This is a genomic window from Bartonella vinsonii subsp. arupensis OK-94-513, assembly GCF_000278235.1.
Classification (GTDB): Bacteria; Pseudomonadota; Alphaproteobacteria; order Rhizobiales; family Rhizobiaceae; genus Bartonella; species Bartonella arupensis.
Genome location: NZ_JH725037.1, coordinates 608,343 through 624,342 on the forward strand (window position 1 = coordinate 608,343; position 16,000 = coordinate 624,342).

At 41.1% G+C, this 16,000-nt stretch carries 18 protein-coding genes and 1 pseudogene; 14 read left to right on the forward strand and 5 right to left on the reverse strand.

Going from position 1 to position 16,000, the window contains the following annotated elements; genetic code table 11:
- Positions 1-25: 25 nt before the first annotated feature.
- The 3 genes from ME1_RS02515 to ME1_RS02525 form a co-directional block, all read right to left on the reverse strand.
- Positions 26-385 (reverse strand): helix-turn-helix domain-containing protein, encoded by a 360-nt coding sequence (locus ME1_RS02515; protein ID WP_035011608.1) that lies wholly within the window; start codon positions 383-385, stop codon positions 26-28.
- Positions 386-1,065: 680 nt separating this feature from the next.
- The gene (locus tag ME1_RS02520) at positions 1,066-1,869 is read right to left on the reverse strand and encodes a TIR domain-containing protein (protein WP_004862824.1); all 804 of its coding nucleotides are present in this window, start codon (positions 1,867-1,869) and stop codon (positions 1,066-1,068) included.
- A 47-nt stretch (positions 1,870-1,916) separates the two neighbouring features.
- The gene (locus ME1_RS02525) at positions 1,917-2,639 is read right to left on the reverse strand and encodes a thiamine phosphate synthase (RefSeq protein ID WP_004862827.1); all 723 of its coding nucleotides are present in this window, start codon (positions 2,637-2,639) and stop codon (positions 1,917-1,919) included.
- A gap of 112 nt (positions 2,640-2,751) precedes the next feature.
- Here ME1_RS02525 and ME1_RS02530 point away from each other — a divergent pair, with 112 nt between their 5' ends.
- Together ME1_RS02530 and ME1_RS02535 are read left to right on the forward strand one after the other, a co-directional pair.
- A complete protein-coding gene (locus ME1_RS02530; RefSeq protein WP_004862830.1) occupies positions 2,752-3,897 on the forward strand; it encodes an OpgC family protein in 1,146 nt (381 codons plus the stop codon).
- Positions 3,898-4,063: 166 nt separating this feature from the next.
- Positions 4,064-4,582: a DUF1465 family protein gene (locus tag ME1_RS02535; RefSeq protein WP_004862831.1), complete on the forward strand. Its 519-nt coding sequence runs from the start codon at positions 4,064-4,066 to the stop codon at positions 4,580-4,582.
- 90 nt (positions 4,583-4,672) lie between these two features.
- Here the strand turns inward: ME1_RS02535 and ME1_RS02540 are convergent, their stop codons facing one another.
- Positions 4,673-5,032 (reverse strand): helix-turn-helix domain-containing protein, encoded by a 360-nt coding sequence (locus ME1_RS02540; protein WP_035011609.1) that lies wholly within the window; start codon positions 5,030-5,032, stop codon positions 4,673-4,675.
- Between the two features lie 607 nt (positions 5,033-5,639).
- Between ME1_RS02540 and ruvC the strand changes: the two genes are divergently transcribed.
- The 9 genes from ruvC (at position 5,640) to tolB (ending at position 12,805) form a co-directional block, all read left to right on the forward strand.
- Positions 5,640-6,149: a crossover junction endodeoxyribonuclease RuvC gene (gene ruvC / locus ME1_RS02550; RefSeq protein ID WP_004862838.1), complete on the forward strand. Its 510-nt coding sequence runs from the start codon at positions 5,640-5,642 to the stop codon at positions 6,147-6,149.
- A 13-nt stretch (positions 6,150-6,162) separates the two neighbouring features.
- On the forward strand, positions 6,163-6,336 hold the full coding sequence (locus tag ME1_RS08070; protein WP_004862840.1) for a hypothetical protein: 174 nt from the start codon (positions 6,163-6,165) through the stop codon (positions 6,334-6,336).
- 13 nt (positions 6,337-6,349) lie between these two features.
- The gene (ruvA, locus tag ME1_RS02555) at positions 6,350-6,967 is read left to right on the forward strand and encodes a Holliday junction branch migration protein RuvA (RefSeq protein WP_004862842.1); all 618 of its coding nucleotides are present in this window, start codon (positions 6,350-6,352) and stop codon (positions 6,965-6,967) included.
- A 13-nt stretch (positions 6,968-6,980) separates the two neighbouring features.
- Positions 6,981-8,072 (forward strand): Holliday junction branch migration DNA helicase RuvB, encoded by a 1,092-nt coding sequence (gene ruvB, locus ME1_RS02560; RefSeq protein WP_004862845.1) that lies wholly within the window; start codon positions 6,981-6,983, stop codon positions 8,070-8,072.
- Between the two features lie 192 nt (positions 8,073-8,264).
- Positions 8,265-8,702, forward strand: a complete 438-nt coding sequence (ybgC, locus tag ME1_RS02565) for a tol-pal system-associated acyl-CoA thioesterase (protein ID WP_035009065.1) — start codon at positions 8,265-8,267, stop codon at positions 8,700-8,702.
- A gap of 139 nt (positions 8,703-8,841) precedes the next feature.
- Positions 8,842-9,555, forward strand: a complete 714-nt coding sequence (tolQ, locus tag ME1_RS02570; protein ID WP_004862852.1) for a protein TolQ — start codon at positions 8,842-8,844, stop codon at positions 9,553-9,555.
- 12 nt (positions 9,556-9,567) lie between these two features.
- Entirely contained in the window at positions 9,568-10,017 is a 450-nt protein-coding gene (gene tolR / locus ME1_RS02575) for a protein TolR (RefSeq protein ID WP_004862855.1), read from the forward strand.
- Between the two features lie 90 nt (positions 10,018-10,107).
- Complete coding sequence (locus ME1_RS02580; RefSeq protein WP_004862858.1) at positions 10,108-11,439, forward strand: hypothetical protein; 1,332 nt, start codon at positions 10,108-10,110, stop codon at positions 11,437-11,439.
- Positions 11,440-11,482: 43 nt separating this feature from the next.
- Positions 11,483-12,805, forward strand: a complete 1,323-nt coding sequence (gene tolB, locus ME1_RS02585; RefSeq protein WP_196792798.1) for a Tol-Pal system beta propeller repeat protein TolB — start codon at positions 11,483-11,485, stop codon at positions 12,803-12,805.
- A gap of 384 nt (positions 12,806-13,189) precedes the next feature.
- Here tolB and ME1_RS02590 read toward each other — a convergent pair whose 3' ends face one another.
- The gene (locus ME1_RS02590; RefSeq protein WP_004862863.1) at positions 13,190-13,936 is read right to left on the reverse strand and encodes a YebC/PmpR family DNA-binding transcriptional regulator; all 747 of its coding nucleotides are present in this window, start codon (positions 13,934-13,936) and stop codon (positions 13,190-13,192) included.
- Positions 13,937-14,312: 376 nt separating this feature from the next.
- Between ME1_RS02590 and ME1_RS02595 the strand changes: the two genes are divergently transcribed.
- The 3 genes and pseudogenes from ME1_RS02595 to ME1_RS08075 all read left to right on the forward strand — a co-directional run.
- Positions 14,313-15,002 carry a DUF1013 domain-containing protein gene (locus tag ME1_RS02595; RefSeq protein WP_004862866.1) on the forward strand — a complete coding sequence of 230 codons (690 nt, stop codon included), beginning with the start codon at positions 14,313-14,315 and terminating at the stop codon, positions 15,000-15,002.
- 201 nt (positions 15,003-15,203) lie between these two features.
- Entirely contained in the window at positions 15,204-15,707 is a 504-nt protein-coding gene (gene pal / locus ME1_RS02600) for a peptidoglycan-associated lipoprotein Pal (protein WP_004862871.1), read from the forward strand.
- 66 nt (positions 15,708-15,773) lie between these two features.
- Positions 15,774-16,000 (forward strand): annotated as a pseudogene (locus ME1_RS08075) (hypothetical protein); the annotation flags it as partial.

Genomic DNA, 16,000 nt, shown 5'->3' on the forward strand with positions numbered 1-16,000 from the left:
TGCTTTTCCATGCTTGTTCAAACTTTTACTTCTGATCAGAGATTAACTGTAAAATTGCTTTTTGTTTTACAGAATTCAGAACTCTAAAGCTTTTTAAAAGCAGATATTCTTCTCTGCTAGAGATGATTTCATCATGTTGGTATGGAAGTTGTTGTTTTGTGAGGATCTCCGCGTAAAAAAAGGAAAGTGGCACGTTGAGAATATCGGCAATTTCTTTTAAGCGCCCAGCGCTTATACGATTTAATCCTGTTTCATATTTTTGAATTTGTTGTGCGCTTACTTTCAAGTGGTGTCCTAATTCTTTCTGAGACATTTTCAACATTCTTCGCTTAAAGCGAATTTTTTTGCCTATCAAAATGTCGTGAAAAAGATTTTTGGTTTGCATTTTACTCCCCCCGCCGGTTGCGAGCGCCCTCGCATTGGTATTCCGGGAGCTTGAAAATACTGAATCCGAGTCAGCCTTTTTGCTTTTAGTGCTTGATAAGCACCTGGACATAGCAAAAACTCCCGGAATCCCGGGATACCCACAGAGTGGGTTCATTTTTACGCTCGGATTTCAGGGTTTTCAAGGCCCCTATTGATCGTTGCGTAGACGACCAAAACACCTTTTTAGTCATAAAGGAATTTCAGGGAATTTACAATGAAAATGAAAAAAGTTTCTGTAATTTATAGTTTTTACAAGTAGCACTGCGTTTTTAAATGAGAGGCTCTGTGTTGCGCATCAAATCAAAACTGGTGAGAAAAGTGGTGGCACTTTTTTGGTTGATCTTGCTGTTTAAGTTTTATTTCTGAAGTGATTTTTTTTGCCTATAAATGTCGGTTAAGAAGATTTTTAGTTTGCATTTTATGCCCCCCACCGGTTGCGAGCGCCCTCGCATTGGTATTCCGGGAGTTGAAAGAACTGAAGTCTGAATCAGCCTTTTTGCTTTTAGTGCTTATCGCACCTGGACAGAGCAAAATCTCCCGGAATCCCAAATACACGCATAGAATAGGCTCTTTTATAAAGGGCTCTTTTTGCGTTCGAACTTTAGAACCTTCAGTTGTCCTATAGGGCGTTGTTTAAATTTAACTGAATGCATAAGCAATTGCTTTTGGATCAATATTAAAACCAGAGGCTTGTAAATGTTGACAAAGCTCTGGAATTGCCTCTTTTACGTGCTTATTGAAACCAATGTATTTAATTCCACTAATATCTGAAGGGACTTCAATATCTTGTTTTTTTAGAATAGCAACATTTTTGCGAGAAAGTGCGGACATTAACATACCCATTTCGAGAATAACATTTTGTCGCGCACGAGGTTTTGCTGCTGTTTCACCGTCAGATTTGGCATAGCCCATGTCATCGGGAGTAAGCAGAACAATACCAAATTTTATTGAACTTTTTTGCGTATTAATTTCTTTTTCTAAAGCTTCAATGATGGTTGAACCATTGCCACTCGTATTTTGTAAGATGTAAGGTTCAAGATTAAGTCTGCGAAGAATAAGTTCAAGTTGCTCTAGAGCAGTATGATCATGACCGTGAACGATAAAAACTTTTGGAGAAACAGAGGGAGAGACATTGGAAGTATTCGGTAGAGAAGAGGGGCGTGATTTTCCTGTATACTTAGCTACTCTATACTTAGCCAGCTCTTTTTCTAACTTTTTTTTAACGGTTTTTGCACCGTGACAGTAGACTATTTTTGTGTTTGTAAAAAAAGTAATGTATTTTCCCTTAGAAATTTCAATATTATACGCGCTCCCAGTGCGCATTCGTGGGGACCCAACGAAAGTTGGTTCGCATGTAATGTCTATAATTTTATATCCAATTTTGCGAACTATCTCTTGAAGCTCTTCAAACGTTCCATCGTGTCTTGGGTGATCCTCATCCATTTCTGTCCCCCTCAGTATCATCAATCGCCCATGATAGTCTCTGCGTATCACAGGGGGGATTTTTTACATTTTTCTTGCATCATTTCAAGTATCATCAAGGGATTGTCGTGGGCAAAAATGATCTCTTCAACAGCGATAAATTCACAAGTGGTTTTGAGTACTTCATCAAAACTTGCAAAATCGCTCCCCGCTTGAACAATGGCAGGGATTTCCATCACTTCTGCCCACCATTGTCCTAACTGCACATTGCGCGGGTGCGCATGTGGTTTTTTATCAGCACCAAGTTTTCCAAACAGCAGATAGTCCACGCCGGCTTCTCCAGCAAGCATGGCGCTATGGCGATTGCGCAAATTTCCAAAACCTATGATTTTTTGCTCCCTTTTCTGATTTTCAAGGTTTGCAAGAGTGTTAAGATCACTCTCTACATGCAAGCCATCAGCCTTTACTCGTCCTGCAATGCGGCTGTCACCCGCGATGAGAAGGGCGATATCATTTCCTTGAATATCTTCTCCATAGATTTGCGCGCGTTTTTGTAAAAAAGCTTCATCATCTTGGGAATCATAGAGAATGACGCATGCAAAAGATTTTGTTTGCAAACTTTGGGTTTTTGTACTTTGGGTTTGCGAAGTTGGGGTGTGCAAGAGTTGGCGCAAAAGCTCAGGCTCTAAAGACCGTCGAACATCTAATGTCAAAACCAATTGAGGATAGGATTCCGTTTGAGAATGCGATTCAAGATGCGATTCGGGCGGTTTATTTTTCTGTTTTGTCATGCAAAGTCCTTGATTTTAAAAATAAACTTGACTTTTAAAAATAAAATTTCATCATATAAGCGCGCTTTGCTAAAAGCGAATGATCTCTTTTGTTGCGTATGGAGGTCCGTTTATGAGTACCCAAACCGGTGTTAAGTATAAAACACATCCTTCTTATCGTGATACACGCATTGATGTTTTTCGTTCTTTAGCCTTATTGACGATTTTCATCAACCATATTCCTGGAACCTTATACGAACATATCACACATAAAAACTTTGGTTTTTCCGATTCAGCAGAAATCTTTGTTTTGCTTTCAGGTGTTTCGCTTGGATTAAGTTTTCATGCGTATTTATCTCGAGAGTCTTTTGTTTTTATTGTTCGCAAACTTTGGCAGAGGGCTTTGCAACTTTATGGAGCCTATCTTTTTACAACTTTTGTAACGCTCAGCCTTTTTTTAGGAGCCTTCTTATTATGGCGTACAGAGCAACTTTTAACGATGAATAATGTGGGTCTCTTTTATACCCAACCTTTTGTCGCATTTTTTAGCATCTTAAGCTTGGGGCATCAATTGGGATATAACAACATTCTTCCCCTTTATATGACTCTGATGTTTTTTGCACCTTTTTTCCTTTATTGCAGTTGTAAGCACAAAGGACTGCTGCTTTTGGGTTCATTCATACTCTACCTCATTTGCGGATTTTATGAGATTGCTCCACCTTCTTACCCTTTAGAGGGAAAATGGTTTTTTAATCCTTTATCTTGGCAATTCTTGTTTGTCATAGGATTAATAAGCACTTTGTCTCTTAAACAAGGAAAAACAATCGCCTTTCAGCCTTTTTGGATTATTCTTGCTGCTAGCTATCTTTTGCTTTCGTTGTTGTGGGTTCGCTTGAATTGGTGGGGTGTTGTAGAGTGGCTTGGATGGTCTTCTTCCCCTTTGATGAATTTTAATAAAACTTTTTTAAGCTTGCCTCGTCTATTCCATGTTATTGCGTTATCAACATTGATCCTTTGCTTGCCACGCTTGAGCCAGTGGTTTTATGTCTCACCACAACATCCCTTAGCTATCTTAGGAAAACACAGTTTACCTGTCTTTGTAACAGGAACGGTGTTTGCCATGTTTGGACAAGTTTTAAAAACAGTGATGACAGGAACGTTTTTTTCCGATACTCTCCTTATTATAAGTGGTATTATAGCGCAATTTGCTGTTGCCTATTATTATGAAAAACGTCAGTCTTTGCGGTGGTTTTCTGCAAAAAAAACTGTTAGTTTGTAATGCTGTTCTTAGACGCGTTAACCTTAGCTTAAGAAGCGCATTGCGCAAGCGTTTTAAAAGAGGTACTCAATTAAAAAAATTATTCACTACAAGAAAATAAAGAAACTTTTTAGTTCTCACTTCGTTGAGTATCGTAGTCTTTGTGAGGATATTTGGAGTATAAAGCGTGAGTGCACCTAAACATTCCGATGATGAGCCCATCATCATGATTGAACATAGTGCGTTTGAAAATGCCTTTAATCGCCTCTATGAAGAGACGATGACATTGATTGAAGAAACTGCAACCTATATCGACACCGAAGGAAAATTGGCTGCACGGACTCTTTCAGCAGAAATTTCTGCACTTTATGCAAAAGAAGCTATGTTTCTCAGTACAAGGCTGATGCAAATTGCTTCTCAACTCCTCCTCCTTCGTGCCGAGCGTGAAGGAGAAATGACACCAGAACAAATACAAAAAGAAATAGCAAAAGTATCACTTCATACACCAACACTGGAATTAGAAAGTGCACATTGGCAAGAATTACCAGAAGTCTTCCGCAATTTTGTTGCACGTTCCCTTCGTCTCGAAGCGCGTATGCACTATATGCGCACCGATAAAGAAGACGGATCTCCTCATATCCTAGAAGAGGAAAATCCAGTAGGAAAACAAATCGAATTCCTGAAAACAGCATTTCGGCGTTCCTAGAGAATTCTGTAGCGCGTTTTTTGTATCCGCATCACATTAAAACTTATGAGAAAAGCGGGGGCACTTTTGTGCATCGATCTTGCTTAGGTTTTACTTCTGATTGGAGATTAACTGTAAAATTGCTTTTTGTTTTACAGAATTCAGAACTCTAAAGCTTTTTAAAAGCAGATATTCTTCTCTGCTCGAGATGATTTCATCATGAGAGTATGGAGGTTGTTGTTTTGTGAGGATATCAGTGTAAAAAAAGGAAAGTGGTACGTTGAGAATATTGGCAATTTCCTTCAAACGCCCAGCGCTTACGCGATTTAATCCTGTTTCATATTTTTGAATTTGTTGCGCGCTTACTCTCAAGTGGTTCCCTAATTCTTTCTGAGACATTTTCAGCATTTTTCGCTTAAAGCGAATTTTTTTGCCTATCAAAATGTCGTGAAAAAGATTTTTGGCTTGCATTTTATGCCCCCCACCGGTTGCGAGCGCCCTCGCGTTGGTATTCCGGGAGGTTGGAAGCACTGAACTCAAATCAGCCTTTTGCTTTTAGTGCTTATCACACTTGGACATAACAAAAGCTCCCGGAATCCCGGGACACCCGCAAAGCGGGATCAATTTTTATGTTTGAGTCTTAGAGCTTCCAACACTCTATTGATCGTTGCGTATACGACCAAAACCACCTTTTTAGTCATAAAGGAATTTCAGGGGATTTACAATAAAAATGCAAAAAGTTTCTGTAATTTGTAGTTTTTCATGAAAGGCTCTGTCTTCAGCTCTCTGCCGGCTCTCTCGAACGTATTTCAATCCATTTCTTCTTTTCCCTCTGTGTTATTGGTATGTTCCTTTGTTTACTTTGCTTCCTGAATGCTGTCCACGTGTGGAGAAGGTATAAAGACTTTGAGCTTATGACAGACAATTCCTCTTGAGGTCTGATCCTCTTGAAGTCTGGTTCCTTTCTCCATTGAGACATGTCTATGGGGTTTATGCGCATTGCTAAAGAAGGTGTATTTTCTCTTTGTTTGTAAGCGCATCTGTTCAAACACTGCAAAAATGTATAGAGTTCGAATTTATGGCAGAGACGATTCGTATTATAGGCATTGATCCCGGACTACGGCATACAGGATGGGGTGTTATCGATCTTTTAGGAAATCGTCTTCAATTCATTGCAGCAGGGACAGTTTCTTCTCATGTGAAGTGTGACCTTGCTTCCAGACTTTGCCAGCTCTATAGGGGACTTTCAGAGATTGTGCATCAATTTATGCCTCATGAAGCGGCTGTGGAACACGTGTTTGTTAATAAAGATGCTACGGCTACTTTAAAACTTGGACAAGCGCGCGCTGTTGCTCTGCTTGTTCCTGCGCAAGCAAATCTTCCCGTTTTTGAATATGCTCCAAATAAAGTAAAAAAATCGGTTATTGGTGTTGGTCATGGTGCTAAAGAACAAATTCATATGATGGTAAAAGTTTTGCTCCCTCGTGCTGAATTTGACAGCAATGATGCGGCTGATGCACTTGCTCTTGCTCTTTGTCATAGCATGCACCGCAGCAGCATTTCTCATCGTTCAAGGATTATGGTATGAGTGGAATTATGGCATGATCGGTAAATTAAAAGGTGCTTTTGAACATATCTTTGATGCTTTTCTTATGATGGTAAAAGTTTTGCTTCCTCGTGCTGAATTTGAGTGCAATGATGCGGCTGAGGCAATTGCTCTTTGCCGTCGTGTGCATCGCAGCAGCATTTCTTATCTTTCAAAGATTATGGTATGAGTGGAATTATGGCATGATCGGTAAATTAAAAGGTATTCTTGAACATATCTTTGATGATCATATCCTTGTGAATGTTCAGGGCGTGGGTTATGTGGTTTTTGTGTCAAATCGGCTGCGTCCCTCTTTACCAGCTCTTGGTGAGAGTATAAGCCTCTTTATTGAAACACATGTTCGTGAAGACGCTATTCGCCTTTTTGGTTTTGCTACAAGAGCAGAACAAGAGTGGTTTTGCTTGCTGCAAAATGTGCCTGGTGTGGGGGCTAAGGTTGCTTTGGCAATTTTGGGGACTTTATCACCAGATGAACTTGCACAAGCCATTGCATTAAACGATATTGCCATGATTAGTCGTGCTCCAGGCGTTGGTAAAAAAGTCAGTGAAAGAATTGTTGGGGAACTCAAAAGCAAAGCACTTCCCTTCAATGACAGCGCTTTCCATTCTGCTCCCATTCCTCATTTGGATGGAGCGCAACAATCAACCAACGAGGCACTCTCTGCTTTGATCAATCTCGGTTTTGAACGTGATAAAGCTGCTCGTGTTCTTGCTTTAGCGATGAAGGATCTTGAAGGGGAAAATGTTTCCTCTGCTCTGCTTATTCGCCATAGTCTCAAACTGCTTTCTCCTTCCACTTGAGTAAAAGGTAACAATGCATAAAGATGAAGATCAACGCCTTTTAGGTGCCATTCCTCTCCCCAACGATCCAGATCGTTCTTTAAGACCACAAGTGCTCGATGACTTTATTGGTCAAGAAGCGGCACGGGCAAATCTGAAAATATTTATCGAAGCAGCAAAGGCACGCCAAGAAGCACTCGACCATGTTTTGTTTGTCGGTCCCCCAGGATTGGGAAAAACAACACTTTCACAGATTATGGCAAAAGAATTAGGGGTGAATTTTCGCTCTACTTCAGGACCTGTCATCGCTAAAGCAGGGGATTTGGCTGCTCTTTTGACGAATCTAGAAGAACGGGATGTCCTTTTTATTGATGAAATTCACCGTTTAAGTCCGGCAATTGAAGAAATTCTTTATCCAGCTATGGAAGATTATCAGCTGGATCTTATTATTGGTGAAGGTCCCGCGGCCCGTTCGGTGAAAATTGACCTTGCTAAATTTACCTTGGTGGCTGCAACCACGCGTTTGGGATTGTTAACCACCCCATTACGAGACCGCTTTGGCATTCCAATTCGTCTCAATTTTTACACCATAGAGGAATTGGAATATATCGTTCAACGCAATGCGCGGCTTTTTTCGGTCCAGATTAGTGATGATGGCGCTCATGAAATTGCGCGCCGTGCACGTGGTACACCACGCATTGCCGGGAGGCTATTACGACGGGTTTGTGATTTTGCTCTGGTCAAAAGGGCGGAAAAAATTGATCGTAAAGTTGCCGATGAAGCCCTTTCTCGTCTTGAAGTTGACCATCTGGGGCTTGATCCTCTTGATCGTCGCTATTTGTTCCTCATTGCAGAAACTTTTTTAGGAGGGCCGGTGGGGATTGAAACGATTGCTGCTGCTCTTTCAGAACCGCGCGATGCCATTGAAGATATTATTGAACCCTATCTTCTTCAGCAGGGTTTTATTCAGCGCACTGCTCGTGGGCGAATTCTCACAGAACAAGCGTGGAGCCATTTGGGACTTTGTGCTCCAGCTTCCACAACTTCAACACAAAAACGTACTCTCTCTGATATACAAGACAATTCATCCCTCCAAAAAACTTTATGGGATGGAGAAGGTGACTGAAACATCTTTTTAAGCGACAAATGTTTTTCAACAGATAAAAATACACTGTGTGGGGGCGAATGCTTATAAAACAAGCGCAGGGGCATTGAAGATTTTATGCTTTCACTTCCACGATTTTAACACAAAAATGCGGTCAATTGTCCGATATATAAGACAATTTACCCCTCTAAATGGCTTTATGGGATGGAGCAAATGATGGAAACATCTTCTTTTAAAGATCATGAAAACGCGTTTCATGATTTTCAAGTGCGTGTTTATGTTGCTGATACAGATTTTTCTGGTGTGGTTTACCATGCACGCTATCTAGAATTTTTTGAACGGGGACGGTCAGAATTTTTACGGGATACAGGTCTTAATAACAAGATGCTAGCTTCAGGTATCGAGGGCGAAAAACTGTTTTTTGTAGTCCGTCATATGGAAATTAATTTTTTACGACCAGCACAAATCGATCATCTTTTAACCATTAAAACACGGGTTAATCGCATTCAGGGAGCACGTTTTTTTATGGAGCAATGTATTGTGCGGGGGGATATGATATTGGTAACAGCAAAGGTTGAAATTGCTCTCATTAATGAGATAGGAAAACCACGGCGTTTACCTAAAGGGCTTTTTTCAACAATTCCTGTTTAAAAATAGTCGCTGTTCAAAAAGTGAGATTGTATGGGCTCTCGTCTGAAGAGGCATTGAATTTTTTTTTCGAAATTTAGAAACTATAAAACAATCTGCTTTATTAAACTTTAACAAATGAACCTTTAAGGGGACAAAAACGATGCCACATATAGAACTAGCGAATCCAGAAATGATGGGAATGCTGCATTTGTTTATGCAAGCAAGTTGGATCGTTAAAGCTGTTATGATTGCGTTGCTGCTCGCTTCTGTATGGAGCTGGGCAATTATTTTTGATAAAGTCTTCACCTATCGGAGAATACGGCGTGAAATAAAACAATTTGAACGTCTATTTTGGTCAGGTAAGGCACTAGAAGATCTTTACGCTGAATGTAAAAGTCAGCGCACCAATAGCATCTCTGCAGTTTTTATGGCAGCAATGGTGGAATGGAAAAAATCCCTTGAAAAAGGAATTCATACATCGATAAGTCTACAGAGTAGGATTGATAAGGCTATGAATCTCACGCTGGGGCGTGAAAGTGCAAAAATAGAATCAAAATTAGGTTTTTTAGCAACATTGGGATCGGCGGGGCCTTTTATCGGTCTTTTTGGAACGGTCATTGGGATTATGAGCTCCTTTCTTTCTATTTCAGCCTCTCAAAATACGTCATTGGCAATTGTTGCTCCAGGTATTGCTGAAGCACTTTTAGCCACTGCCATTGGCTTATTTGCAGCAATTCCAGCGGTTATCGCTTATAACAAATTAGTTCATGAAAGTGCGCGGATTATTGCACAAATAGAAAATTTTGCTGATGAATTTTCAACCATTGTCTCACGGCGTATTGATGAAACCCTCACAGCGCATTCACCATTATAAGAGGAATACTCCATGGGAATTTCTGTTGCTTCTTCTTCAAAAAACACACGCAGGCGGCATTATTCACATCGCCAATTGATGAGTGAGATCAATGTGACACCATTTGTTGATGTCATGCTGGTGTTGTTGATTATTTTTATGGTTTCTGCTCCCCTTTTGGTTAACGGAGTTCCTCTTGATTTGCCGCATAGTCAAGCTGGACCCGTGCAAACGAAAGACACCCCTCTCACGGTTTCACTTGATGCACAAGGGCGCTTCGCTATTAATCAAGACTATTACGAGACAGCTGAAGCTCTCATTGCCCAACTCAAAGCCAAATTGGAGTCTGAGCCTGAACAAAAGAACAGGCGTCTTTTTGTGCGGGCCGCTAAAACTGTTGAATATCAACAAGTGTTAAAATTGCTCGCCGATATTCAAAAAGCAGGTTTTTCGCAAGTGGCTTTAGCCAGTTTGGTACAATAAGATGATGATGGTGAACTGTCACATGTTGTATGTAAAATACACTTTGTCTGCAAAAAAACAGGCAGTTTTAAAAATACGTAAGGTATGGAGATGAACAAAGGCTCTTATCATAGTATGAAACGAGGCTTGACTTTATCTCTTGCAGGACATGTGGTTTTGCTTGGTTGGGCGGGGATTCATTTCATCAGTCCTGTTTCCCTTCCACAACAATTGGAAGCAATTCCAATCACTCTTGCTCCTTTAACGCAAGAGCTGTCTTCTCAACAAGGAGCAGTGAATGCCCCTGTGCGTGAAATTCCAGCAGTGAAACCAACCACAAAACCACAAGAAAAAGAAGTCGCGCGTCATTTTGGAGAAGGGCTGCTCGATAGTGTCTCACCCTTTAGACAAAATGAAAAACCACGACTCATTGAAGCAACACCTACGCCATCAGGAGAAGAGAACCCGTCGGAAAAGCCTTCACTAGAATTTACAGAGAAAGAAGCATCACAAGAAAATACACAAATGCCTCCAAAAATAGAAACCTCTCCAGAGGATGCTCCAAAGATTATGCCAGAGGTGCCTTTGGAGATGCCCCAAGAGGATGCCCCAAAGGTAACGCCAGAGGTGCCTTTGGAGACGCCCCAAGAGGATGCCCCAAAGGTGATGCCAGAGGTGCCTTTGGAGACGCCCCAAGAGAATGACTCAAAGGTTATGCCAGAGGTGCCTTTGGAGACGCCCCAAGAGGATGTCCCAAAGGTGATGCCAGAGGTGCCTTTGGAGACGCTTCAAAATAAAGAGGAAACATTGCTGCAAGAGCCGGCTTCAACGCTTTCCCAAACATCTGTAGAACAAACACCAGCACCCCAACAAACTCCCAAAATAACGCTGCCAGATAAGTTTCCTCTTCCACAATCCAAACCAAAATCACCTAAACAATCCACACCCCAAAATGCGCAAGCAGTAAAAAAACAAAACCAGCAAATAAAAGACCAAACAATTGAAGATATTTTGGTAAGTGAGGAAAATAATCTGCTGAATCGTGCACGCACACAAGGAGGGGGGGCAAAACGCTCTAGATCACCAGAAGCTTTGGGGGCAAGAAAAAATATTGGTGATACCACAAAAATGGCACAAACATTGGTCAGTATTGCTGGGGGGTGTATTCAACAGAAGCTTAAACTTGTAGCGCTTGGTGGTGATTTAAAAAACCGTCCGGTTGTGCGTTTGCGGTTTTACCTAGATCGTCAGGGAATGGTGATGGGAGATCCCATTATTGATCCTTTAAGCGGTGCAGAGAGCCAGCAAGCCATTATGGTAAGACAGGTGTATGCGGCTGTTTTTTCATGCCAACCTTATGCTGATCTTCCACGTGATCAATATGATTTGTGGGGGCAGGGTTTCGATTTCAATGTTGATCCCCTTCAAGAAATAGCGCGATGAAATACAGATATGTTTTGTTCTTAATGAAAGGATACATTCCATGATGACTATAACGAGACATCATTTTTTTTCTTGGTTTATTGTCACTGGTTGTTTGTGGCTTTCGAGTTTTTCATCGGTTCAGGCACAGCTGAAAGGGACTATTTCTAGTGCTGACTTTAATCCTATTCCTATTGCTATTACGGATCTTATTTCTAATGATTCAATAGGGTTGAAAATAGCAGCTGTAGTTAAAGATGATCTTGAACGGTCAGGACTTTTTTTACCGCTTGATAAGGCGTCTTTTTTTGAAAAAATTATCAATCCCAACAAGCAACCGCGTTTTACGCATTGGAAAAAAATAAAAGCGCAAGGGTTGGTCACCGGACAAGTTATAAGGGAAGTTGATGGCCGGTTAAGAGTCGAGTTTCGTTTATGGGATGTTTTTGGACAGCGACAGCTCAAAGGACGGCGTTTTTATACTGCTACAGAACATTGGCGGCGTGTTGCACATATGATCGCCGATGAGATCTATAGTGAGATGACGGGGGAAAGTGGTTATTTTGATACGCGAATTGTTTTTATAGATGAAACAGGGCCCCAAAATGCGCGTATTAAACGCTTAGCAATTATGGATCAAGATGGAGCAAATTTTGTTTATATTTCTGATGGTCGTGAGTTGGTTTTAACACCGCGGTTTTCACCAAAACGACAAGAAATTACCTATATGGCTTATCCGCATAATCAAGTGCCTCACGTTTATCTTCAACAAATTGAAAGGGGGCAAAGAGAGTTGATAGGAACCTTTGACAATATGACAATTGCTCCCCGTTTTTCTTCTGATGGACAAAAAGTAATTATGAGTTTGTTACAAAATGATGGGAGTGCAAATCTTTACACTATGGATTTACGTACTCGTACGATGACGCGGCTTACAACAACTTCGGCCATTGATACATCAGCTTCTTATTCACCCGATGGGACACAAATCGTCTTTTCATCTGATCGTAGCGGAAAGCCGCAAATCTATACAATGAATGCGGATGGGAGCAACCTTCAGCGTATTTCCTCAAATGAAGGGAGCTATTCTACACCCATTTGGTCCCCGCGGGGTGATTATATCGCCTTTACAAAACAATCAGAGGGACAATTTTCCATTGGTGTTATGCGTCCTGATGGACAAGGAGAACGGATTTTAACGACAGGGTTTCACAATGAAGGTCCAACTTGGGCTCCTAATGGGCGCGTGTTGATGTTTTTTCGCAAAAATCCGGGCATGGGTCCCAAACTTTATACCATTGATATTACTGGACGCAATGAACGCCAAGTAGATACGCCCAATGATGCTTCTGATCCAGCATGGTCACCATTGCTTAATATGCAATAAAAGGAACCGTTGAAGAAAAAAACAATGCGAAAATCTATGCAAGTATAATCATCTTTACAGATAAAGAAGGCTGATTTGTTGCAATTTATAAGTGGTTGATCTGAATGTATTGTAAGCTCTACACACCATCTGCTGTGGTTTGGTGGTATTGGAATTTCTTGGGGAAAATCCTTTCAGAAAAGGGGCTGTTGAAAAAATTGACAGAAGTTTTTGTATTTTTTGAACCTGTATGAGATGCCCCGCTTCAAGAGCGGGGATTTATTTTTTGTGCAGCAACAATGAAAGACAGTAACAGTTTTGTAAGCAGCGCAGAAGGTTTTCTGCTCAAGAAAACACACGCCATCATTGTTGCATGTGGGATAATTGCATAGGGTTATATAGAGATTAACCAGAGAGTTTTGCTAAAATCTCTTCGCTGACATCAAAATTGGCATAAACATTTTGTACGTCATCATCTTCTTCTAATGTCGAAATAAGCCGCAAAACGGATAAAGCTTTTTCTTCATCTATTGGTGCAAGGGTGGAGGCTTTCCAAACGGTTTTGATCGATTCTGCTTCACCAAGTTTTGCTTCAAGCATTTTAGAAACTTCACCAATATCTTCAAAGGCACAAGTAATATGGTGTCCCGTTTCTTCTGTTTGCACATCTTCTGCACCAGCTTCTATCGCGGCATCCATGATGCTGTCTGCTGTTCCTGCTTCGGGCTTATAGATAATTTCACCAATGCGCTGAAACATGAAGCTCACGGAACCTGTTTCGCCCAAAGCTCCGCCTGATTTCGTGAAGGCCGCCCGCACATTTGAAGCAGTGCGATTGCGGTTATCAGTTAAAGCTTCGACAATGACTGCAACACCACCTGGACCATATCCTTCGTAGCGCACTTCATCATAATGTTCGACATCGTTGCCGGAAGCTTTTTTAATAGCGCGCTCAATATTGTCTTTCGGCATCGATTGTGCTTTGGCATTCTGGACGGCGAGCCTTAAGCGTGGATTCATGGCTGGATCAGGTGCCCCTTGTTTGGCTGCAACTGTAATTTCGCGTGCAAGCTTAGAAAAAATTTTCGAGCGCATCGCGTCTTGACGCCCCTTACGGTGCATAATGTTTTTAAATTGTGAATGGCCTGCCATAGTTTTCTTTCCAGTTTAAAGGCTTGTCTTCCCGTTGGGTTTCTCCTGATTTAAGGCAATTAAAAACCCATTTTCTCAGAATAAATGTGCCGCAACAGAGGGTAAAATGATCAAATAAACCCTTTATAAGAAAATTCACCTTAAAGGTAAAGACACTCTGTTGAGGATCATTACAAGACAGATGTCTTGTCGTTCATTAAAAATCAGGCTATAAAGAATATAATTTCATGGCAAAAATGGTTTACTCCATGTCTCGCTTTAATTGAAGAGTGGGTGAAAAAGCCTGACGTGTAAGAAAAAGTTCTAATGCTCTACAGGGAGCAATAACCTGCCTCAAGAATGCTATAAAGAGGCAAAGTGAGAGGATATTATAAAGATGGCAACGCAACTTTTGATGCCCAAAGCGACAGCTGTTTGGCTGGTTGATAACACTGCTCTTTCTTTTGATCAGATTGCAGAATTTTGTAAATTGCACGTGTTGGAAGTAAAAGCTATTGCCGATGGCGAAGCAGCGCATGGTATTAAAGGTCTCAATCCCATTAATTCTGGCCAATTGACGCGCAGTGAAATTGCACGCGTGGAGGCTGATAAAAATGCACGCTTAAAAATTTCCGAATCCAGAGTTCACATTCCGGAAAAAAAACGGAAAGGTGCACGGTATATTCCTCTTTCTCGACGTCAAGATCGTCCGAATGGTATCTTGTGGTTGGTAACAAACCATCCCGAGTTGAAAGATGCACAGATTGCACGGTTGATTGGAACAACAAAAGCAACTATTGAACAAATTCGTCATAGAACCCATTGGAATAGCGCTAATTTGGTTCCGCTGGATCCTGTAGGGTTGGGACTTTGTTCACAAATTGATTTGGATCTCGAACTTCACCGTGCTGCAAAAAATCGCCCTGTTTCTCCAGAGGGAGATCCGTCTTTGCTTCCAGCATCAGTGACAGAAAATCCTGTTTTCGATGAAGAACAGCGTGAAGATGATCCTCACAAGACTTTTGATGCTGATAAGGTTTTTGCAAAACTGAATGCTTTGCAAAAAAATCAGCAGGATGACATATAACAGGGTGATACAGAGACAGTATAAGCGCGATTGTCGTTGGTGCTGAAAGGCTGAGATGAAGAAAAACAACGAAATTTAAAAATGATGAATGGTAAAGAATGAGAGAAAATTTCTGTTTCATTAGGAATTAATAACTATTCTTAAAGCGCTCTTGAAAGAAGTTATCCTGTCAATATTTAGTAATTAAGGAGAATCCAATATATGCGCTCTATTAAAAATGTACTCTTTCATCCCTTAGCTGTTATCTTTTTTTCCTCATTGTCCTTGGTTGGTTGTGGCAAAAGCCATGTGGGGGGGCCAAACGGTATGAACAGTTCTTATTTGAAGGATGGTTTTCATCAATCCGCTTCAGGTTCGGGGCAGGAATTTACTGTTAACGTTGGAGATCGCGTTTTCTTTAGTCTTGATTCTTCTTCAATCGAGCCTGATGCTGAACGTATTTTAATGCGCCAAGCAGAATGGTTGCTTCGTTATCCTTATCATTCTATTATGATTGAAGGCCATGCTGATGAGCGGGGGACGCGTGAATATAATTTGGCACTTGGACAGCGTCGTGCTGTTGCTGTGCGTAATTATTTGGTTTCTCTTGGCGTATCTGCGCAACGAATTCAAACGATTTCTTATGGAAAAGAAAGACCTGTTGCAGTATGTGATGATATTTCTTGTTGGAACCAAAATCGGCGTGCTGTTACAACTCTTAAATAACATGAATGATAATTAGAATAGATGGTTTTTCAAAACCATTGGATTGACTCTTGAGGGGAGAAAAATATGGGGTTGTGTTATAAGAAAAATTGGAAAACTCTCTTTTGTATGGCGGTTCTTATAGCCTGTTTTACTTCCTCTGTTCAAAGTGCAGCGCGAAAGGCTTCTCAATACTCTCCATCTGACAAGGCTTCTGAGGCGGTGAAAGAAGTGGCGCCTGCTGCGGAGAAGGCTGTTGAGGCGGTGAAAGAAGTGGCGCCTGCTGCGGAAAAGGCTGTTGAGGCGGTGAAAGA

What these genes read in the sequence shown, in the direction of transcription:
- ME1_RS02515 (WP_035011608.1), bottom strand. Translation starts at nt 385, where the DNA reads ATGCAAACCAAAAATCTTTTTCACGACATTTTGATAGGCAAAAAAATT.
- ME1_RS02520 (WP_004862824.1), bottom strand. Translation starts at nt 1,869, where the DNA reads ATGGATGAGGATCACCCAAGACACGATGGAACGTTTGAAGAGCTTCAA.
- ME1_RS02525 (WP_004862827.1), bottom strand. Translation starts at nt 2,639, where the DNA reads ATGACAAAACAGAAAAATAAACCGCCCGAATCGCATCTTGAATCGCAT.
- ME1_RS02530 (WP_004862830.1), top strand. Translation starts at nt 2,752, where the DNA reads ATGAGTACCCAAACCGGTGTTAAGTATAAAACACATCCTTCTTATCGT.
- ME1_RS02540 (WP_035011609.1), bottom strand. Translation starts at nt 5,032, where the DNA reads ATGCAAGCCAAAAATCTTTTTCACGACATTTTGATAGGCAAAAAAATT.
- ruvC (WP_004862838.1), top strand. Translation starts at nt 5,640, where the DNA reads ATGGCAGAGACGATTCGTATTATAGGCATTGATCCCGGACTACGGCAT.
- ME1_RS08070 (WP_004862840.1), top strand. Translation starts at nt 6,163, where the DNA reads ATGATCGGTAAATTAAAAGGTGCTTTTGAACATATCTTTGATGCTTTT.
- ruvA (WP_004862842.1), top strand. Translation starts at nt 6,350, where the DNA reads ATGATCGGTAAATTAAAAGGTATTCTTGAACATATCTTTGATGATCAT.
- ruvB (WP_004862845.1), top strand. Translation starts at nt 6,981, where the DNA reads ATGCATAAAGATGAAGATCAACGCCTTTTAGGTGCCATTCCTCTCCCC.
- ybgC (WP_035009065.1), top strand. Translation starts at nt 8,265, where the DNA reads ATGATGGAAACATCTTCTTTTAAAGATCATGAAAACGCGTTTCATGAT.
- tolQ (WP_004862852.1), top strand. Translation starts at nt 8,842, where the DNA reads ATGCCACATATAGAACTAGCGAATCCAGAAATGATGGGAATGCTGCAT.
- tolR (WP_004862855.1), top strand. Translation starts at nt 9,568, where the DNA reads ATGGGAATTTCTGTTGCTTCTTCTTCAAAAAACACACGCAGGCGGCAT.
- ME1_RS02580 (WP_004862858.1), top strand. Translation starts at nt 10,108, where the DNA reads ATGAACAAAGGCTCTTATCATAGTATGAAACGAGGCTTGACTTTATCT.
- tolB (WP_196792798.1), top strand. Translation starts at nt 11,483, where the DNA reads ATGACTATAACGAGACATCATTTTTTTTCTTGGTTTATTGTCACTGGT.
- ME1_RS02590 (WP_004862863.1), bottom strand. Translation starts at nt 13,936, where the DNA reads ATGGCAGGCCATTCACAATTTAAAAACATTATGCACCGTAAGGGGCGT.
- ME1_RS02595 (WP_004862866.1), top strand. Translation starts at nt 14,313, where the DNA reads ATGGCAACGCAACTTTTGATGCCCAAAGCGACAGCTGTTTGGCTGGTT.
- pal (WP_004862871.1), top strand. Translation starts at nt 15,204, where the DNA reads ATGCGCTCTATTAAAAATGTACTCTTTCATCCCTTAGCTGTTATCTTT.